Below are 16800 nucleotides of genomic sequence, written 5' to 3' on the forward strand. Positions count from 1 at the left end.
CTGCGGCAAAGGCCTCAGCCAGACTGGAACGCGCGAGAGCGAACCGCATGATCCCGCGGTTCTGTCGACGGCCCGCTCGGGCGCCAGGCTCCTTTGCTGCAGATGTGGACATTCCCCCGTCTGTCGTGCGCAGCTCCGGCCGCATACGACTGGACCGGCCCACCCAGAACGCGGGGCAGACCGGGCCGGACCGTCGAGTCCCGGCTGCGGTGGGCCGTCTCGCCTACTCGCTGTTCCCAGCAGGGCCGAGGTCGTCGGTCGGCTCGGTGTTGCCGTTCTTGCTGCCACCCTCCCCACCGTCCTTGCGCGGCCGACCCCGCCCGCGCATGGGGGCGGCCTTGACGCCGCGTCCGGCGTCGTCGAGCGCGCGGCGCAGAAGGACCTCGATCTGTGCGTTGACCGAGCGCAGGTCGTCCGCCGCCCACTTGGCGATGGCCGAGTGGACGGCGGGGTCCAGCCGGAGCAGGACCTGCTTGCGCTCTTTACCGGCCACGGCTCAAGCGTAGAGGGAGCCGGTGTTGACGACGGGCTGGGTGCGCTGGTCGGAGCAGAGCACCACCAGGAGGTTGGAGACCATCTGGGCGCGGCGCTCGTCATCCATGGTGACGATGTCGTCGGCCTCGAGGCGCTTGAGGGCCTGGTCGACCATGGTGACGGCGCCCTCGACGATCTGTTCGCGGGCGGCGATGACGGCGCCGGCCTGCTGGCGCTGGAGCATGGCCTGGGCGATCTCGGGGGCGTAGGCGAGCGAGGAGATGCGGACCTCGACAATCTCCAGGCCGGCCAGCGCGACCCGGGCGGCGACCTCGGCGGCCAGCTCGGCGGAGACGACGTCGGTGCCCCCGCGCAGGGAGGTCTCACCGGGGCCGGGCTCGTCGTAGGGGTGGGTGGTGGCCACGTGACGCAGCGCAGACTCGGCCTGCGCCTTGATGAAGTCCTCGTAGGCCTCGACGGCGAAGACGGCGCGGGCGGTGTCGGCCACCTGCCACACGACGATGGCGGCGATGTTGACGGGGTTGCCCTCCAGGTCGTTGACCTTGAGCTCATTGGTCTCGAAGTTGTGGACCTTGACGGAGACCTTCTTGCCGGTGGTCAACGGTGGGACGAGTGCGATCCCCGTGCGGCGCACGGTGCCGATGTACTGGCCGAAGAACTGGCGGACGCTGGTCTGACCGGGGACGACGATCACCAAGGAGCTGGACAGCAGTATGGCCGCGAGCACGACTCCCACGGCCCCGCCGATGATCCGGGTCACCGCCCCCGGCTCACCCGCGTCGGCGGCCTGGGCGCCAGTGCCGATGAGGACGACCGAGCCCGCCATGACCGCCAGCAGCAGGAGGAGGGCGAGGAAGGCGGCGGCGGGGCCGGCGGCGCGCGCGGGCCTCTCCGTGATATCGACGCGGCCGGAGGAGTGCTCCGGAGCATTGGACCCTGGGTCCGAGAGCACGGGCACGGTGGAATTACTAGCAGCAGTGGAGCTGGTGGACATGTGGCCTCCTTGGTGGCTAGCAAAATGATATCTATTTTTTTGCCAGGCGCAACTGCGAGACGACGGCGGCGTGTGGAGCGAGGACCGCGCCGCCCGCACAGGAGCCGTCCAACGCACAGGAGCCGTCCACACAGACATTCTCGAACGAGATCGACGGTGCCGCCGTCGATCTCGTTCGAGAATGTCGATCTCGTCAACCTCGACGCAGGAGCCCACCCCCTCAGGGCTCCAGCTGGCGGACGACGGATCCGGTGACGCGAAGCCCCCTCCCATAGAACCAGCGGGCCAGCCTGCACAGCGCACCCTCGGACTGCGGAGCCGAGGGGAAACCGGGCTCGACCCGATCGACGAAAGCGCCGATATCGCCGTCGGGCGGAACCGGAGCCACGATCGCGCCCGCCTTCACCGCGGCCTGCGCGCCCTCGTCGGTGCAGGCGACCACCAGGCAGCGCCGCACCGGAGCGCCAGCGCCTCGAGTCGCCCACTGGACCGTGCGGACCGCGGACCGGTGGGGCAGGACCCGCCACGGGATGCCGTGCCGGTCCAGCGCGACGATGACGTCCAGGCCGCCGTCGGGGACGGTGTCGCCCGCCGGATCAAGCGACTCGAACAGGACGGCCTGCGCCTCCGTGATCCTCATGGAGACCACCCCCTGGCCGAGGCCAGCAGGCCGCGCAATTCATCCAGGTCGCGGCACACGACGTCGCCATCCTGAGCTCCGCCCACAGCCACGACGACGGTCCCCGCGGCCCGCGCCGCCGCCAGACCGGGGGCGGAGTCCTCCACCGCGGCCGCGCACCGGGGCTCCACCCCCAGGCGCCGCGCACCCAGCAGGTAGCTCTCCGGGTGGGGCTTGCCGCGCTCGACGTCGTCGCGGGAGACGATGACCGGCGGATCCAGGCCGGCCGCCCCCAGGCGCGCGCGGGCCAAGCGGGGGTGGGCGTTGGTGACGACCGCCCAGGGCAGAGCCCGGTCATCCATCCAGGCGATCAGCTCCAGGGCGCCGGGGGCGGGCCGGACGCCATCGGTGTCCGCGCACTCGCGCTCCAGGTGGGCGGCGACGTGCCCGGCGAGCTCGACCTCGCCTATGCCCGGCAGGAAGCGCCGCACGGTAGTGGCAACGTCCGAACCATGGCAGACCGCCAGGACGTCGGCCGCCTCGACGCCGTTGGCGCGGGCCCAGGCGGCCCAAGCGGCCTCGACGGCATCATCGGAGTTCACCAGGGTGCCGTCCATGTCGAGGAGAACAGCACGACAGGGGGCAAGATGGTGGGTGCATGCGCTCATGCACCTATTAAACTCGCGCTCCGATTAAAATACTAGACGAGGGACCGGAGAAGCTCATGCCACAGCCGACGCACCCGGCACAACGACGCGGCACCGCCGATCGGCTCCGCTGGACCCTGGCGGTCGACGTCTGCGCCCGGGTACGCCGCTCCCCCGGCATCACCCGGGCGCGAGTCGCCCAGGAGCTCGGGATCTCCAGCGGAACGGCCGCCGATCTGGTGACGCGCATGCGCGAGGCCGCCATCCTCAATGAGAGGACGCCGGTCCCCCACGGCCGGGGACGGCCCACCTCGGAGCTCACCGCGCACCCGGAGGGCCCACTCGTCGTCGCCATCGAGATCACCGCCACCGGCTGGCGGATGGCGACCGCCGGCCTCGACGGCCGCCTGACGGCCACAGCCTCCGCCCCCCACCGCGGCCGCGGCCCCGACGTCGTGCTGGCCCCGATCCGCCGAGCGGTGGCCGCGGAGGCGAACGGCCGCCCGGGCCGGGTGCGGGCTGTGTCGGTCGCCGTGGCCGCCACCGTCTGCGAGGGAACCGTCGTCCAGTCCTCCGTCTTGGATTGGGACCAGGTGAGCCTCGCCCCCCTGGCCGTACCGGACACCGCCCTCCTCGTCGCCAACGACGCCACCTGCGAGGCCCTGGCGGAGTCACGCCGCGGCGCCTCGCGCGGCGCACACAGCGCCCTGCATCTGACCGTGCTCACCGGCGTCGGCGGGGGGCTCGTCCTCGACGGCGCGCCCGTGCTCGGGGCAACCGGACTGGCCATGGAGATCGGCCACCTCCCCCTGGGCGACCCGGAGGCGGTCTGCGACTGCGGCGCGCGGGGCTGCTGGGACACCGTTCTGGGGACCAGGCCGCTGGCCGGGCGGCTGAGGGCCGAGGACGACTCGGCAGCCGGTGTTGGGGCGATCATCGCCCAGGGGGACCCCGCCCATCGCCCGGCGATTGAGGCCGCGTCCGCGAGCCTGGGCAGCGGCCTGGCCGGGCTGATCAATATCACCGACCCCGACGTCGTCACCCTCGGCGGGATCGGGCCGCTTCTGCGCACTCATTCGCCCGAGGCATTCGAGGAGGCCCTGGCGAACGGCCTCATGCGATGCCTGCGCGAGGACCGGCCGAGGATCGTCGTCGGCGAACTCGGGTCCGACGCCGCACTGGTCGGCGCCGTCGAAGCCGCCCTGGACGAGGTGGCGAGCCCCGCCGGACTGGCTGCCTGGGCGACTCAGGGGCAGTCCGACCGGTAGGGTCGGCTGCCCTCCCCTTTTGCACCCCGACCTCCTCCGCCGCCCCTCTTGCCCTCTCGCACCTTCCGCCAACCTTCCCTCGCCCTCGACCTTCCCCAACGAGATCGACGCAGGAGCCCCGCCTCCGCCTACCCCCTCACGCCGAATCTCGCCGAGATCGGTCGAACTCCGCCTCGAGATCGGTTCGAAGCGCCCGCCGGGCGCCGCCCCCTTCGAAGCCCGCCTTGGGGAGCCGGTCAAGATGCCCGCCGGCGCACTCGCACCGCCGTAGCCTGACCCCATGACCACCGACGCCCCCTCGCTCTTCGACGCCGCGGCGGAGAGCGGCGCCCCCGCCGTCGCGGACCCGACGCGACCGCTGGCGGACCGGCTGCGGCCGCGCGCGCTCGACGACGTCGTCGGCCAGGAGCACCTGTTGGCCCCGGACGCGCCACTGGGCCGCATGGTCGAGGCGGGCCGGCTGTCCTCCGTCATCCTGTGGGGGCCGCCGGGCTGCGGGAAGACGACGATCGCCCGACTGCTGGCGGAGCGCACCGGCCTGATCTTCGAGCAGATCTCGGCGACTTTCTCGGGAGTGGCGGATCTCCGCAAGGTCTTCGCCACCGCTGCGCGCCGCCACGAGCTCGGGCAGGGCACGCTGCTGTTCGTCGACGAGATCCACCGGTTCAATCGCGCCCAGCAGGACTCCTTCCTGCCATACGTCGAGGACGGGACGGTCGTGCTGGTCGGCGCGACCACGGAGAACCCGAGCTTCGAGCTCAACGGGGCCCTGCTGTCCCGCTGCCAGGTCCTGGTCCTGCGCCGCCTCGACGACCACGCCCTGGCCGTCCTGCTCGCCCGCGCCGAGGCACTGACCGGCAGCCCGCTCCCGCTGACCGAGGCCGCCCGCGCAGCCCTGATCGTCATGGCCGACGGCGACGGCCGCTACCTGCTGAGCATGGTCGAGCAGATCGTGGGTTGGGCCCGCCTCAGGGGTGCCGGTGACCGGTCGGCCCGGGGCGCCGAGAACGGCTCCGGCCACGACACCGGGGACACAGGAACGCCCGAAAGGCCCCACTCACCCGCGGACCCCGACGCGCCGGTGACACCCGGCTCGCCCACCGGGCCGCTCATGCCCGCGGACTCCGACACCGACCTGCCGGCCGGAACCGGGGTAACCGACGACGCCCGGCAGACCGACGCCGGGGCAGCCAACGCCGCTCCCAGCCGGACTCTTCTGGACGCCGAGGATCTGACCGCCGTCGTCGCCTCGCGATCTCCCCTGTACGACAAGTCCGGCGAGGAGCACCACAACCTCATCTCAGCCCTCCACAAGTCGATGCGCGGCTCCGACCCGGACGCCGCCCTGTACTGGCTGGCGCGGATGCTGGGCGGTGGCGAGGATCCGCTGTACGTGGTGCGACGGCTCGTGCGCTTCGCCAGCGAGGACGTCGGCATGGCCGACCCGGCCGCGCTCCAGATGGCGCTGGCGGCCTGGGACGCCTATGAGCGCCTGGGCTCACCCGAGGGGGAGCTCGCCGTCGCCCAGGCGGTCGTCTACCTGGCCACCGCGCCCAAGTCGATCGCCGTCTACCGCGGTTACGGCCGGGCGGCGCGCCTGGCGCGCGAGACCGGTTCGCTCATGCCGCCGGCCCACATCCTCAACGCTCCCACCCGGCTCATGAAGGAGCTCGGCTACGGCGAGGGCTACGAGTACGACCCGGACACGGCCGACGGATTCTCCGGCGCGGACTACCTGCCCGACGGCGTCGAGCGCCAGCCCCTCTACGAGCCCACCGCCAACGGCCACGAGCGCCGCATCCGTGAGCGGCTGGAGTACTGGGAGGGCCTGCGGGCGCGCAAGCGTTGACCTCTCGACGCCGAGCCCTGGCATCGAGCCGGGCATTCTTCGCGTAGCCCTACAGAAATTCTGCCCGGCTACGCGAAGAATGCCCGGCTCGGCGGGGTGGGACGGCAGCGTGAGACGGTGGGGTGGGATGGAGCGGAGCCGCTACTCCCCGCCGCGGCGCACGGCCTCCAGCATGAGGGTGGCGACGTCGGTGACCCGCACGTCCGCGCCCTCGGAGGCGACACCGTCGGAGAGCATCGTGGTGCAGAAGGGGCAGGCGGTGGCGATGACCTGTGCGCCGGTGCCGATGGCCTCGCGCGAGCGCTCGACGGCGATGCGCGTCCCGATCGTCTCCTCCATGAAGGCGCGCGCGCCGCCGCCCCCGCAGCAGAAGCCCCGGTCGCGGCTGCGCGGCATCTCCACCGTGGTCGCGCCGGTGGCCTCCAGCAGCTCGCGCGGCGGGGAGTAGACCTGGTTGTGGCGGCCCAGGTAGCAGGCGTCGTGGTAGGTGACAGTCGGGACAGTCGGCGCGCTCGCCGCTTCACTGGCCGCCTCCCGGTCCGATGACGCCGCAGCCGGGGATGCCGGCTGTGGCTCGGCGGTCTCGGTGCTCGTCAGCGGGGCGTCGGCGGCGGGGGCGCCGCCGCCCGTCTCGGAGGCGGGTGTCGACGTGGCTGGGGCTGCGGAGACAGATGAGTCGTCAGGCGCCGTCGTCCCGCCCGCCGCCTGCGGCGGCAGGGGACGCAGCCGCCCCTCGCGCACGAGCCGGTTGAGCAGCTGGGTGTAGTGAAGGACCTCGTAGCGGCCCCCGATCTGCGGGTACTCCCGCGAGATCGTGTTGAAGCAGTGCGCACAGGTCACCACGATCCTCTGCGCCCCGGCCTCGTTCAACGTCTCCACGTTCTGCGCGGCGAGCATCTGGTAGAGGATCTCGTTGCCGGCGCGCCGGGCCGGGTCGCCGGTGCAGGTCTCGGCGTCGCCGAGGACCGCGAAGCTGACCCCCGCGGTGTGCAGCAGCTCGGCCACGGCCCGCGTCGTCTTCTTGGCCCGGTCCTCGTAGGCACCGGCGCAGCCCACCCAGAACAGGTAGTCGACGTGCTCGGCACTCTCGACGTCGTCGCCGATGACCGGCACCTCGAAGTCCAGGTTCTTGGCCCAGTCCATGCGCTTGCGCGCCGGCAGCCCCCACGGGTTCCCCTTGGACTCCATCTTGCGGAACATGCCGCCGAGCTCCTTGGGGAAGGCGGACTCCATGAGCACCTGCTGGCGGCGTACGTCGACGACGTGGTCGAGGTGCTCGATGTCCACCGGGCACTGGTCCACGCAGGCGCCGCAGGTGGTGCAGGCCCACAGGACGTCGGCGGGGATGACCTCACCGGCCAGGGGCGCAGGCCGCGTGGCCACGCCCGTCTCGGTGGGGGCGGCCTTGGCGGCCAGCAGCGCGCCGAGCACGTCGCCGGTGTGGGCGGTGCCCGGCTTCAGCCCCAGGTTCGTCTCGCGCGCCAGGCCGTCGTGCATGCCCAGCGCCTTGCCGACCAGTCCGCCGGAGGTGGGGCGAGAGGCCACCATCTCCTCGGTGACGTCGTCGGGCTCGACCCCCAGGGCGCTCGCGGCCCGCAGGTAGGGGGCGGCCGCCGCGTGGTGGTCGCGCAGCGCCATGACGAACAGCTTGGGCGAGAGGGGCTTGCCGGTGTTCCACGCCGGGCACAGGTCCTGGCAGCGGCCGCACTCGGTGCAGGTGGAGAAGTCCAGCAGGCCCTTCCAGGTGAAGTCCTCGATACGGCCCACGCCCAGGCGCACCTCGGGCCCCTCGCCGGAGTCGGCGGCCTCCATGGCCTCCTCCAACGTGTCCATGGTGGCCTCGGTCAGTGGCTCGTCGCCGATCATGAGCGGCTGGAGCGGGCCCAGCGCCTTGGTCCCGTCCGCCTCGCGGCGCGCGTAGACGTTGAGGATCGCCAGGAACCGGTGCCAGGCCACGCCCATCGAGGGCTGCAGGCCCACGACGACAAACCAGCTCATCGACAGCACGACCTTGATGGTGGCGACGATGAGAATCGCGTTACCCAGGGCGCCGGTGCTCAGGGGGCTGAGGAGCGGGCCGGTCCAGGCCGTCAGCGGGAAGTGCGTCCAGGAGGCCAAGGCGCGCTCGGCCGGGTCCAGGGAGGCGGCCAGGTGGGCGTGCTCGAGCATCCGCAGGGCCAGTACGCAGGCGACCACGCCGATGATGGTGGCCTCGACGAACTTCGCCTGGGCCGACGTCGACCCGGCGAAGCGCGAGGTGCGCGGGCGCTTGCCGCCGTCGGAGTCGGGGGCGTAGGGCGGGGCCGCCCGACCGCCCCGGGTCAGGCGCCAGCGCAGGATCGTCAGGCCCACGATCCCGACCGTGGACAGCCAGGCGATGAGCTCGACGATCCAGGCCCACCAGGCGGCGTGCCCGATGAGTGGCAGCGCGAAGCCGGCCCCGCCCAGGACCTGCCCGTAGCCGGCCACGAGCGTCAGGAACAGCAGCGGGAAGGAGACCATGACCAACCAGTGGGCGGCCTTGATGAAGGGACGGCCCTTGAAGGCGGTGTGGCCCACGAGCGCGCCCAGCGTGAGCGCCAGGCGCTTACCGACCGGGCGAAGCCGCTCCGGCGCGGCCGCGCGACCCACGGCCATGCGGGCGGCAATAGTGAAACAGGCGCGTGCGAAAACTGCGATACCGATCGTCGTGGCGATGACGACGATGACGACACAGACAATCTGCACGGCATTCATCGGGGTGGGCTTCCTCAGGTTTCCGAAGGCGAAGGCGGAAGCGCTGGGGGTGGGCCGGTGGCGCCCCGGAGGGTCGCCTGCGCGGCACACCGTTGGCGCTCCCGCCAGCCTACCCGCGGGCCGGCGGGGAGCCGTGATCGGGCGGGTGAGCCGCGCAGGCGGCACCGGAGTCGGCGATGAGCGAGCCGCGAAAAAGGGGTGTGCCGACCCCAGGAAAGGATCGGCACACCCTGAGAGTTCTCAGTTGCTGATGGCGCGCAGCGCGTAGGGGGAGTCGGGGCGGCGGGCGCTGTACCACTTGGCGGCCTGGCGCAGCCCGAGCTCGCGCACCAGCGTGATGGTGGCCCCGGAGATGACGGCGAAGGCGACGACCTCGGCCAGCTTGTAGTTGAGCAGCTGGTCCTCCTCGCGCGGGGCGGGCCTGCCGGTGATCGCCCGCCAGCCGAGGGCCACGACCTTCTCGGCCACGAACCCGGAGGCGAGCGTGGCCACGGCCGCGGTCGCCTTCCACATGAAGTCGGTGGTCTGGTCGATCTCGGCGGGGTCCTGTGCGCTCATGAGTCCTCCTTGCGCCCCGGTCGGGCGGCGTCGTGGGTGCCTGCGTGCTGGTGGCGGGCCGATGGCATCGGCCCGTTCTGTCCTGATCATGCCGCACCTGCGCCGACGGCGCAGCCAGTCCGGGCCCGTGTGGCGCCCTTCAGCCGATGAGGCCGGCCTGAGTGCTGAGGATCAGCAGGGCGTACGGCACGACGAAGACCCCGGCGACGGCGGCGCAGACCAGGGCGGGGCGGCGCCGGTAGGTCAGGACGGCGATGTACTCGCGCAGCCAGGCGTTGACGATGTAGAACCAGGCCGTGCGCGACGGTGTCACCGCCCACGGCACCCCCATGTCGGAGGCCAGGATCGCGGTGCGCACCGCGTGGAAGGAGCTCGTCACCAGCAGCACCTGCGGGTCGACCATGCCGTGCTCGGCCAGGAGGTCACGGGTGTAGGCGATATTCGTGCGGGTCGTCGTCGAACGGTCCTCCAGGAGGATCCGCTCGGACGGGACGCCGCGGGCGATCGCGTAGTCGGCCATGGCCCGGGCCTCGCTGATCGGCTCGTCGGGGCCCTGACCGCCGCTCATGACCAGCAGCGGCACGCCTGGGCGCAGGGCGTCCTCGTCGCGCCAGGCGTTGATGCCGCCCGTGATCCGCGAGCCCAGCAGCGGCCCGACCCGCCCGTTGATGAGCCCGGCGCCGTGGACCACGACGACGTCGGGGTGCGGCACGGTCCGGCGTCCGCCCCAGATCCGCTGCACCACCGTCTGCGCCAGGAAGATGAGGAGGAAGACGCCCAGGTAGGCGCAGGCGCAGAACATGAGGGCGGCGAGCAGGAGGGCCCAGGGGTTGGCGGTGGCCACCAGGGCGGCGGCGGCCACCGGCGTGGCGATGAGTCCCAGACCGGCCGCCAGGCACAGCAGGTTGCTCAGGCGTCGGCCCTCGCGGCGGATGAGGACGACGCCGTTGAACATGAGCAGGAACGGCATGAGGGCGATGAGAAGGAAGAAGGCGACGGTGCCCAGCCCCACCGGGATGCTGAGGGCGGGGATGAGGAAGGCCAGGTGGAGCAGTGCTCTCACCGCGGAGCCGGCCAGGAGCAGGAACAGGATTCCGTTGCGCAGCCGGCGGTTGTCGCGGCGTCGCGAGATCGCCAGGAGCACCCACCACGGCGCCAGGGCGGCGATATCGATTAGCGGAGCGGAGAGGAACCAGGGGGTGCTCATGGGGTGGGCTCCTCTCGTGGTGCGGGGGTGGTGGGTTCTTCTTGGACGCGAGGGAGGCGAGCTCCTCCCGGCAGGGGGAGAGACGGTGGGGCCGACGAGCCGGCGCTCATCATAGATCCGGAGCCGGCGGGCGCCGCCCTGCGCTCATGTGATGAGGCTAGGAGGCGGCGGTGGGAGAGCGTGAGCGCCGTCGGGACGATTTCGTGGCGTCGTGCTCTCCATCCTTCGGATGACGGCGCCGAGTCCGGTTCCTCCCTAGGGGGAGGTCGCCGAGCCCGCCCGCGCGGGAAGCTCACGCCACGATCTAACGCACGGGTCTGCCCAGGTGGGCGCGGTCGTAGTCGGCCTGGGCCTGGGCGATGTCCTCCCGATGAGCCAAAGACCAGTCGGCCAGGGCGCCCAGCAGATGCGTCAGGCTCGTCCCCAGCTCGGTGAGCCGGTAGTCGACCTGGGCGGGAACCGTGGGGTAAACCGTGCGGTGCACCAGCCCGTCGCGCTCCAGACGCCGCACCGTCAGGGTGAGCATGCGCTGCGAGACTCCGCCGACGGCGCGCTGAAGCTCACGGAAGCGCAGCGGACCGCGCGTCAGCTCCACGATGACCAGCAGGGACCACTTGTCTCCCAGTCGGTCGTGGACCGCCCGGATGCCGGGATCCTCCCGGTGCGCCCGGGTGCAGCGCTCCAGAGGCGCCGGATTGGGATCGCCGGTGGTCACATCGCTGTGCGTCGGTGACAAGAAACTGCCTCCTTGTAGGTGCGTGCACGATGCCTCAGGCTCATGCGCAGAAGATTCGGTGGCCGCGGGAGCCGGCTTCCGGAGCGCGGTTGAGTCTGAAGGAGCCTACTCATGATCATGGTGACCGGTGCGAGTGGACGGTTCTCCTCAGCCGTCCTGGCGGAGCTGCGCGCTCGCGGCATTCCGGCGGTGGGCGGCAGCCGCACGCCGTCGGCGGGGCAACGGCATGTTGACTTCAGCGTCCCGGACAGCCTGGACTTCAATAGCGTCGACACCCTGCTGCTGGTGCCCGCCGGGGCGCAGGAGGACGACCGGCAGATCGCCTTCAACCGCGCCGCCGTTGAGGTCGCGGCGCGCGACGGCGTCTCCCATCTCGTCTACACGAGCCTCACCGGCGCGGGCGACCACCTGTCAATGGCGCTGCCGCACCGGGTCACCGAGCGAATCATCATGGCCAGCGGCATGACATGGACCATTCTGCGCAACGGCGTTTACGCCGAGATTCTCGGTGCCCCGCTCTCGTGGGAGAGACAGCAAGAGGAGCCGGCAAGGATCGTGTCGCCTCTGGGTGACGGGGCTGTCGCCGCGGTGGCGCGACGAGACCTGGCCCGCTCGGCCGCCTCGGTCCTCAGCGACCCGAGCGGGCACAGGGAGAGGGTCTATGAGATGGTGGGAAGTCGTGCGGTGTCCGCTGCCGACGTCGCAGGCCGCCTGGGCTGCGAGGTGAGGGACATCGGCCTGGGCGAGTACCGGCAGCTGCTCGCCGGGGGTGGGATGCCGGCCTTCCGCCAGTCCCTGATGCTCTCGATCTCCAGCGTCATCAGGCACGGGTTCCTGGCCAGGACGGGTGATGACCTCCCGTGCCTGCTGGGCCGGGAGCCCACGGACCCGCTCGCCGTCGCGGCCCAGGTTATGGCCGCTCGAGCCCCAGCGTCATAAGACATAAGGTCGGTGGGCTTCAGTGGATGGGATGGCTCCGGAAGTGCGCCGGCTGTCAGGCCCGCGCGGTCGTACCTTATGTCGCGCGTTCGAGGGGTGGAGGGTACGAACCGGCGACCTACCCTACGAACGCGCGGAAGGTCGAGGCGCCATGGCCGCACTGCCGGAGCCGCGTGAGGTGCGAAGTCGGCGCAGGAGTGCGTAAGTTGGTGTCGGCGGGCGGTGTCGAACTACAGTTGACCTGCAACGACAGGGGAGCGCCCCGTCGTCGGTCCGGCCGCGACTGGTCGGTGGGCCGACGCCGACGGCGCTGAGAGTGCGGAGCCCCGCAGACCCTCGAACCTGCTCCGGTTAGTACCGGCGAAGGAAGTCGAGACCATCTCCCCGGTGCGCCGCAGGTAGCCGCCGGGCCCTCCGGAGAACCATCCAGGAGGCACACATGAGCATCCAGTCCACCCGCCGCCCAGCCCTACCGGCCTCGTCCGCCCGGGCGCCGCTGCCCGGCCGCCCCCGCCCGGCTCTGAGCCGCCGCGCCCTGCTCGCCGGAACCGCCGCCGGCGCCGTCGGCCTGAGCCTGGCCGCCTGCGGCAAGAGCAAGAAGACGGACTCCAAGACCGTCACCGTCGTCACCCACGACTCCTTCCACGTCTCGGACGACCTCATGAAGGCCTTCACCTCCGAGACCGGCTACACCCTCAAGGTCGCCACCTCCGGGGACGCCGGCGCGCTGGTCAACAAGCTCGTCCTGACCAAGGACGCGCCCCTGGGCGACGCCGTCTTCGGCATCGACAACACCTACGCCTCCCGCGCCCTCGACCAGGGCGTCATCGACACCTCCGCCACCGTCACCCTGCCCCAGGGCGCCGAGGGCTACGTCGTCGCCGACACCCCGGCCCTCGCGCCCATCGACGTCGGCGACGTCTGCCTCAACATCGACACCGGCTACTTCACCGGCAAGGGCCTCACGCCCCCGGCCACCTTCGAGGACCTCACCAAGCCCGAGTACAAGGGCCTGCTCGTGGCCATCAACCCCACGAACTCCTCGCCCGGCATGGCCTGGCTGCTGGCCACCATCGGCCACTTCGGCGCGGGCTCCTTCGCCGACTACTGGAAGCAGCTCGTCGCTAACGACGTCAGGATCGCCGAGGACTGGACATCCGCCTACGAGACCGACTTCTCCGGCGGCGGCAAGGGCACCTACCCCATCGTCGTGTCCTACGCCTCCTCGCCGTCCTTCACGGTCTCCGACGACGGCGCCTCCAGCTCCACCTCCGCCCTGCTGGACACGGCCTTCCGCCAGGTCGAGTACGCCGGGGTCCTCAAGGGCGCCGCCAACCCCGAGGGCGGTAAGGCCTTCGTGGAGTGGATGCTCTCCAAGGCCGTCCAGGAGGACATCCCCGGCCAGATGTACATGTACCCGGTCCTGCCCGACGCCGCCCTGCCCGAGGCCCTCACGAAGTTCGGGCCGCTGTCGAGTGCTCCGGTGAGCGTGGAGCCCAAGGAGATCACCGCCCACCGCGAGGAGTGGCTCAATACCTGGACCGGGGCCGTCGGCAAGTGACCGCGCCGCGCGAGGAGACCTCTGGGGCCGACGTCGTCGCGCCAGCCGGCGCCGGAGCCCCCCGGTCCGCGGAGCCGGCCGGTCCGGCTGGGGCGGCTGGACTGCCGGCCGGGGGACGCATCGGTCGGCGAACCGGCGGCCCCCGGCCGGGCTGGGGCGAGCGGGTCGGCTGGACCCTGGCCGTCGTCGGGCCTCTGGCCTTCCTGGCGGTCTTCTTCGCCTGGCCCGTGGCCACCCTCATGAGCCGCGGCCTCGCGCCGGACGGCGCCCTGGACCTGAGCGGCTTCGGCGAGGTCCTCACCCGCGAGCGCACCTGGCGGATCCTCACGCAGACCCTCGCTCAGGCCACGCTCGCCACCGCCGTGTGCGTGGCCCTCGGCATCCCCGGGGCCCTCGTGCTCTACCGGCGCACCTTCCCCGGCCGTGACCTGCTGCGCGGAGTGGTGACGGTGCCCTTCGTGCTGCCGAGCGTCGTCGTCGGCGTCGCCTTCCACGCCCTGGTCACCCGCGGCGGGCCCCTGGAGGACCTTGGCCTGGACGGGACGCTGAGCGCGGTCGTGGCCGCGCTGGCCTTCTTCAACTACGGGCTCGTCGTGCGCACCGTGGGCACCATGTGGTCGCGGCTCGACCCGCGCGCCGTGGAGGCCGCCCGGGCGCTGGGGGCCTCGCCGATGCGGGCCTTCGCCACCGTCACCCTGCCCGCGCTGGCGCCCGCCATCGCCTCGGCCGCCTCCCTGACCTTCCTGTTCTGCGCCACCGCCTACGGGGTGGTGCTCGTGCTCGGCGGGGTGGGGATCGGCACCATCGAGACCGAGATCTACCGGCTGACCACCCAGTACCTCGACCTGCGGGGCGCCGCTGTCCTGTCCGTGGTCCAGCTCGGCGTCATCGCGCTGGCCCTGTGGGTGGCCGAGCGGGCGCGCGCCGCCACCCAGACGCGTCTGCGGCTGCGCACCGAGGCGCCCACCTCGCGGCTGCGGGCCGCCGATGCCCCCGCGCTGGCGGTCACCGCTGTCACAGTCGTGGGGCTGCTGGTGGCGCCCATGGCGGTGCTGGTGATGCGCTCCCTGCAGCGCGACGGCGCCTGGACGCTGGCGAACTACACCGACCTGGGCACGACCGGCGGGCGCAGCGCCCTGCTCGTGACCGTGTGGGAGGCGGCCGCGAACTCGGTGAGCGTGGCCGTGGCGGCCGCGGCCATCGCCCTGACGCTGGGGGTGGCGGTGTGTCTGGTTGTCTCGCGCCGACCCCGCAGCCGGGCGCTCGCCCGGGTCATCACCGGACTCGACGCCGCCTTCATGCTGCCGCTGGGTGTCTCCGCCGTGACGGTCGGCTTCGGTTTCCTCATCACCCTGGCGCGCCCGCCGCTGGCCCTGACCCGCTCCTGGTGGATCCTGCCGCTGGCGCAGGCGGTAGTGGCCGTGCCGCTCGTGGTGCGTACCCTGCTGCCGGCGCTGCGCGCGATCGACCCACGCCAGCGCGAGGCGGCGGCCGCCCTGGGGGCCGGGCCCGGCCGGGTGCTGCTGAGCGTGGACGGACCCCAGTTGCTGCGCGCCGGCGGGCTGGCGGCCGGCTTCGCCCTGGCGACGTCGCTGGGGGAGTTCGGGGCGACGTCGTTCCTGGCCAGGCCCCAGGAGCCGACGCTGCCGGTGGTCGTCTACCGGCTCATCGGCAGCCCCGGTTCCCAGAACCAGGGGATGGCGCTGGCCGGCGGCGTGGTCCTGGCGGTGGGCAGCGCCGCCGTCATGCTCGGCTGCGAGTGGCTCCAGACCCGGCTCGGTCCCGGGCGAGGCGGGCCTGCGGAAACCGGCGGGCAAGCAGGGCACGATGATGGCGGAATGGCCCGGTTTCTCGGGCCCAGGACGGACGGAGGCAGGCGGCCATGAGCCCGAGCACCAGTGATACCAGCGCTTCTGAGGGCCTGTCGGTACGGGGGCTCGCGGTGGCCTATGGGGACCTGCGCGCCGTCGACGGCGTCGACCTGGACGTGGCCGCCGGTGAGATCGTCGCCCTCCTGGGGGCCTCCGGCTCAGGGAAGTCCTCCCTGCTACGAGCGGTGGCCGGCCTGGAGGACGTGGCCGGCGGCGAGGTCGCCTGGGACGGGCGGAGCATGGTGCGCGTCCCCGTCCACAAGCGCGGCTTCGGCCTCATGTTCCAGGACGGCCAGCTCTTCGAGCACCGCGACGTCGGCGGCAACATCGCCTACGGGCTCACCGGCCTGCCGCGCGCCCGGCGCGGTGAGCGGGTGCGCGAGATGCTCGAGCTCGTCGGCCTGCCCGGCTTCGAGCGGCGGCGGGTGACGACCCTGTCCGGCGGGCAGGCCCAGCGGGTGGCCCTGGCCCGGGCACTGGCCCCGGCGCCGAGGCTCCTGCTGCTCGACGAGCCGCTGTCCGCCCTGGACCGGGCCCTGCGCGAGCAGCTGGCCACCGACGTGCGCGCCATCCTGCGCGAGGGCGGCACCACGGCGCTCTACGTCACCCACGACCAGGACGAGGCCATGACCGTGGCCGACCGGGTCGGTGTCATGGAGTCCGGCCGGCTCCTGCGCCTGGACACCCCCCAGCGCCTGTGGGCCGATCCCGGAAGCAGCAAGGTGGCGCGGTTCCTGGGTTTCGACGTCGTCGGTACCCTCGCCCTCGCCCCCGGCGAGCTGCGCGTCGTGGGAGACGCCTTGGGGCAGTCCGAGGAGCGGGGCGGGCCCGCGGAGACGCGGTTGTCGGCCACCGTACTGGCCTCGCGTCTGCGCCGCGGCCAGTGGGAGGCCGAGGTCGAGCTCGCCCCCGAGCAACTCGCCGAACTGGCCGAGGAAGCCGGCGTTGGAGCTGATGCCACTGCTGATCGTGAACCGGTCTGCGTGACCGCTATGGCCCAGCGCCCCCACGTCGCGGGCGAACGTGTCGTTCTGCGCCTCGACCCCGCTCGCACCGCCCGCCTGTGAAGAGCCCGGCCCTGTGCAGCGGCCCTGTATCGCGTCGCGTTCGTACCTTATGCGGCGCGTTCGAGGGGTAGAGGGTACGAACGCGCGACCTGCCCTACGAACGCGCGGGGACGGCGGTTCCTGGGACGAGTGGTGTCCGATCGTGTCGCAGTGCCGTTGTAATCTGCGCTCGTCGGCCGGAGCAATCCGCATCCCCTGCCCGCATCGGCCGTCCACCGGCGGTCATCGGCGTCCCCATCGACAGGCCTGCGGT

General features: G+C 72.2%; 14 protein-coding genes. 6 read left to right on the forward strand and 8 right to left on the reverse strand.

Annotation, left to right across the window (positions count from 1 at the left end; translation table 11 throughout):
• Window positions 1-223: 223 nt before the first annotated feature.
• The 4 genes from BQ8008_RS11765 to BQ8008_RS11780 form a co-directional block, all read right to left on the reverse strand.
• On the reverse strand, window positions 224-493 hold the full coding sequence (locus tag BQ8008_RS11765; protein ID WP_108834147.1) for a hypothetical protein: 270 nt from the start codon (window positions 491-493) through the stop codon (window positions 224-226).
• Between the two features lie 3 nt (window positions 494-496).
• The gene (locus BQ8008_RS11770; RefSeq protein WP_108834148.1) at window positions 497-1489 is read right to left on the reverse strand and encodes an SPFH domain-containing protein; all 993 of its coding nucleotides are present in this window, start codon (window positions 1487-1489) and stop codon (window positions 497-499) included.
• 220 nt (window positions 1490-1709) lie between these two features.
• On the reverse strand, window positions 1710-2129 hold the full coding sequence (locus BQ8008_RS11775) for a hypothetical protein (RefSeq protein ID WP_234415381.1): 420 nt from the start codon (window positions 2127-2129) through the stop codon (window positions 1710-1712).
• On the reverse strand, window positions 2126-2776 hold the full coding sequence (locus BQ8008_RS11780; RefSeq protein ID WP_108834150.1) for an HAD family hydrolase: 651 nt from the start codon (window positions 2774-2776) through the stop codon (window positions 2126-2128). Before BQ8008_RS11780 ends, BQ8008_RS11775 begins: the two co-directional genes overlap by 4 nt.
• 56 nt (window positions 2777-2832) lie before the next feature.
• Here BQ8008_RS11780 and BQ8008_RS11785 point away from each other — a divergent pair, with 56 nt between their 5' ends.
• The gene (locus BQ8008_RS11785) at window positions 2833-4023 is read left to right on the forward strand and encodes an ROK family protein (protein ID WP_108834151.1); all 1191 of its coding nucleotides are present in this window, start codon (window positions 2833-2835) and stop codon (window positions 4021-4023) included.
• 280 nt (window positions 4024-4303) lie between these two features.
• Window positions 4304-5872 (forward strand): replication-associated recombination protein A, encoded by a 1569-nt coding sequence (locus tag BQ8008_RS11790; RefSeq protein WP_108834152.1) that lies wholly within the window; start codon window positions 4304-4306, stop codon window positions 5870-5872.
• 141 nt (window positions 5873-6013) lie between these two features.
• On the opposite strand, the gene BQ8008_RS11795 is transcribed toward BQ8008_RS11790, so the two are convergent.
• From BQ8008_RS11795 to BQ8008_RS11810, 4 genes are all read right to left on the reverse strand, one after another.
• On the reverse strand, window positions 6014-8608 hold the full coding sequence (locus BQ8008_RS11795) for a (Fe-S)-binding protein (RefSeq protein WP_108834153.1): 2595 nt from the start codon (window positions 8606-8608) through the stop codon (window positions 6014-6016).
• 240 nt (window positions 8609-8848) lie between these two features.
• Window positions 8849-9166, reverse strand: coding sequence for a DUF4235 domain-containing protein (locus tag BQ8008_RS11800; RefSeq protein WP_108834154.1), 318 nt, complete (start codon window positions 9164-9166; stop codon window positions 8849-8851).
• A 139-nt stretch (window positions 9167-9305) separates the two neighbouring features.
• On the reverse strand, window positions 9306-10373 hold the full coding sequence (locus BQ8008_RS11805; RefSeq protein WP_108834155.1) for a YdcF family protein: 1068 nt from the start codon (window positions 10371-10373) through the stop codon (window positions 9306-9308).
• 304 nt (window positions 10374-10677) lie between these two features.
• On the reverse strand, window positions 10678-11109 hold the full coding sequence (locus BQ8008_RS11810) for a winged helix-turn-helix transcriptional regulator (protein ID WP_108834156.1): 432 nt from the start codon (window positions 11107-11109) through the stop codon (window positions 10678-10680).
• A 111-nt stretch (window positions 11110-11220) separates the two neighbouring features.
• Between BQ8008_RS11810 and BQ8008_RS11815 the strand changes: the two genes are divergently transcribed.
• The 4 genes from BQ8008_RS11815 to BQ8008_RS11830 all read left to right on the forward strand — a co-directional run bounded on the left by BQ8008_RS11815 (window position 11221) and on the right by BQ8008_RS11830 (window position 16547).
• Window positions 11221-12048: an NAD(P)H-binding protein gene (locus BQ8008_RS11815; protein WP_108834157.1), complete on the forward strand. Its 828-nt coding sequence runs from the start codon at window positions 11221-11223 to the stop codon at window positions 12046-12048.
• 439 nt (window positions 12049-12487) lie between these two features.
• A complete protein-coding gene (locus BQ8008_RS11820; protein WP_234415382.1) occupies window positions 12488-13609 on the forward strand; it encodes a thiamine ABC transporter substrate-binding protein in 1122 nt (373 codons plus the stop codon).
• Window positions 13606-15495: an ABC transporter permease gene (locus tag BQ8008_RS11825; RefSeq protein WP_108834158.1), complete on the forward strand. Its 1890-nt coding sequence runs from the start codon at window positions 13606-13608 to the stop codon at window positions 15493-15495. The genes BQ8008_RS11820 and BQ8008_RS11825 overlap by 4 nt, the downstream gene beginning before the upstream one ends.
• The gene (locus BQ8008_RS11830; RefSeq protein WP_108834159.1) at window positions 15492-16547 is read left to right on the forward strand and encodes an ABC transporter ATP-binding protein; all 1056 of its coding nucleotides are present in this window, start codon (window positions 15492-15494) and stop codon (window positions 16545-16547) included. The genes BQ8008_RS11825 and BQ8008_RS11830 overlap by 4 nt, the downstream gene beginning before the upstream one ends.
• The last annotated feature ends 253 nt before the right edge of the window (window positions 16548-16800 follow it).

Source organism: Actinomyces sp. Marseille-P3109 (assembly GCF_900323545.1).
GTDB lineage: Bacteria > Actinomycetota > Actinomycetes > Actinomycetales > Actinomycetaceae > Actinomyces.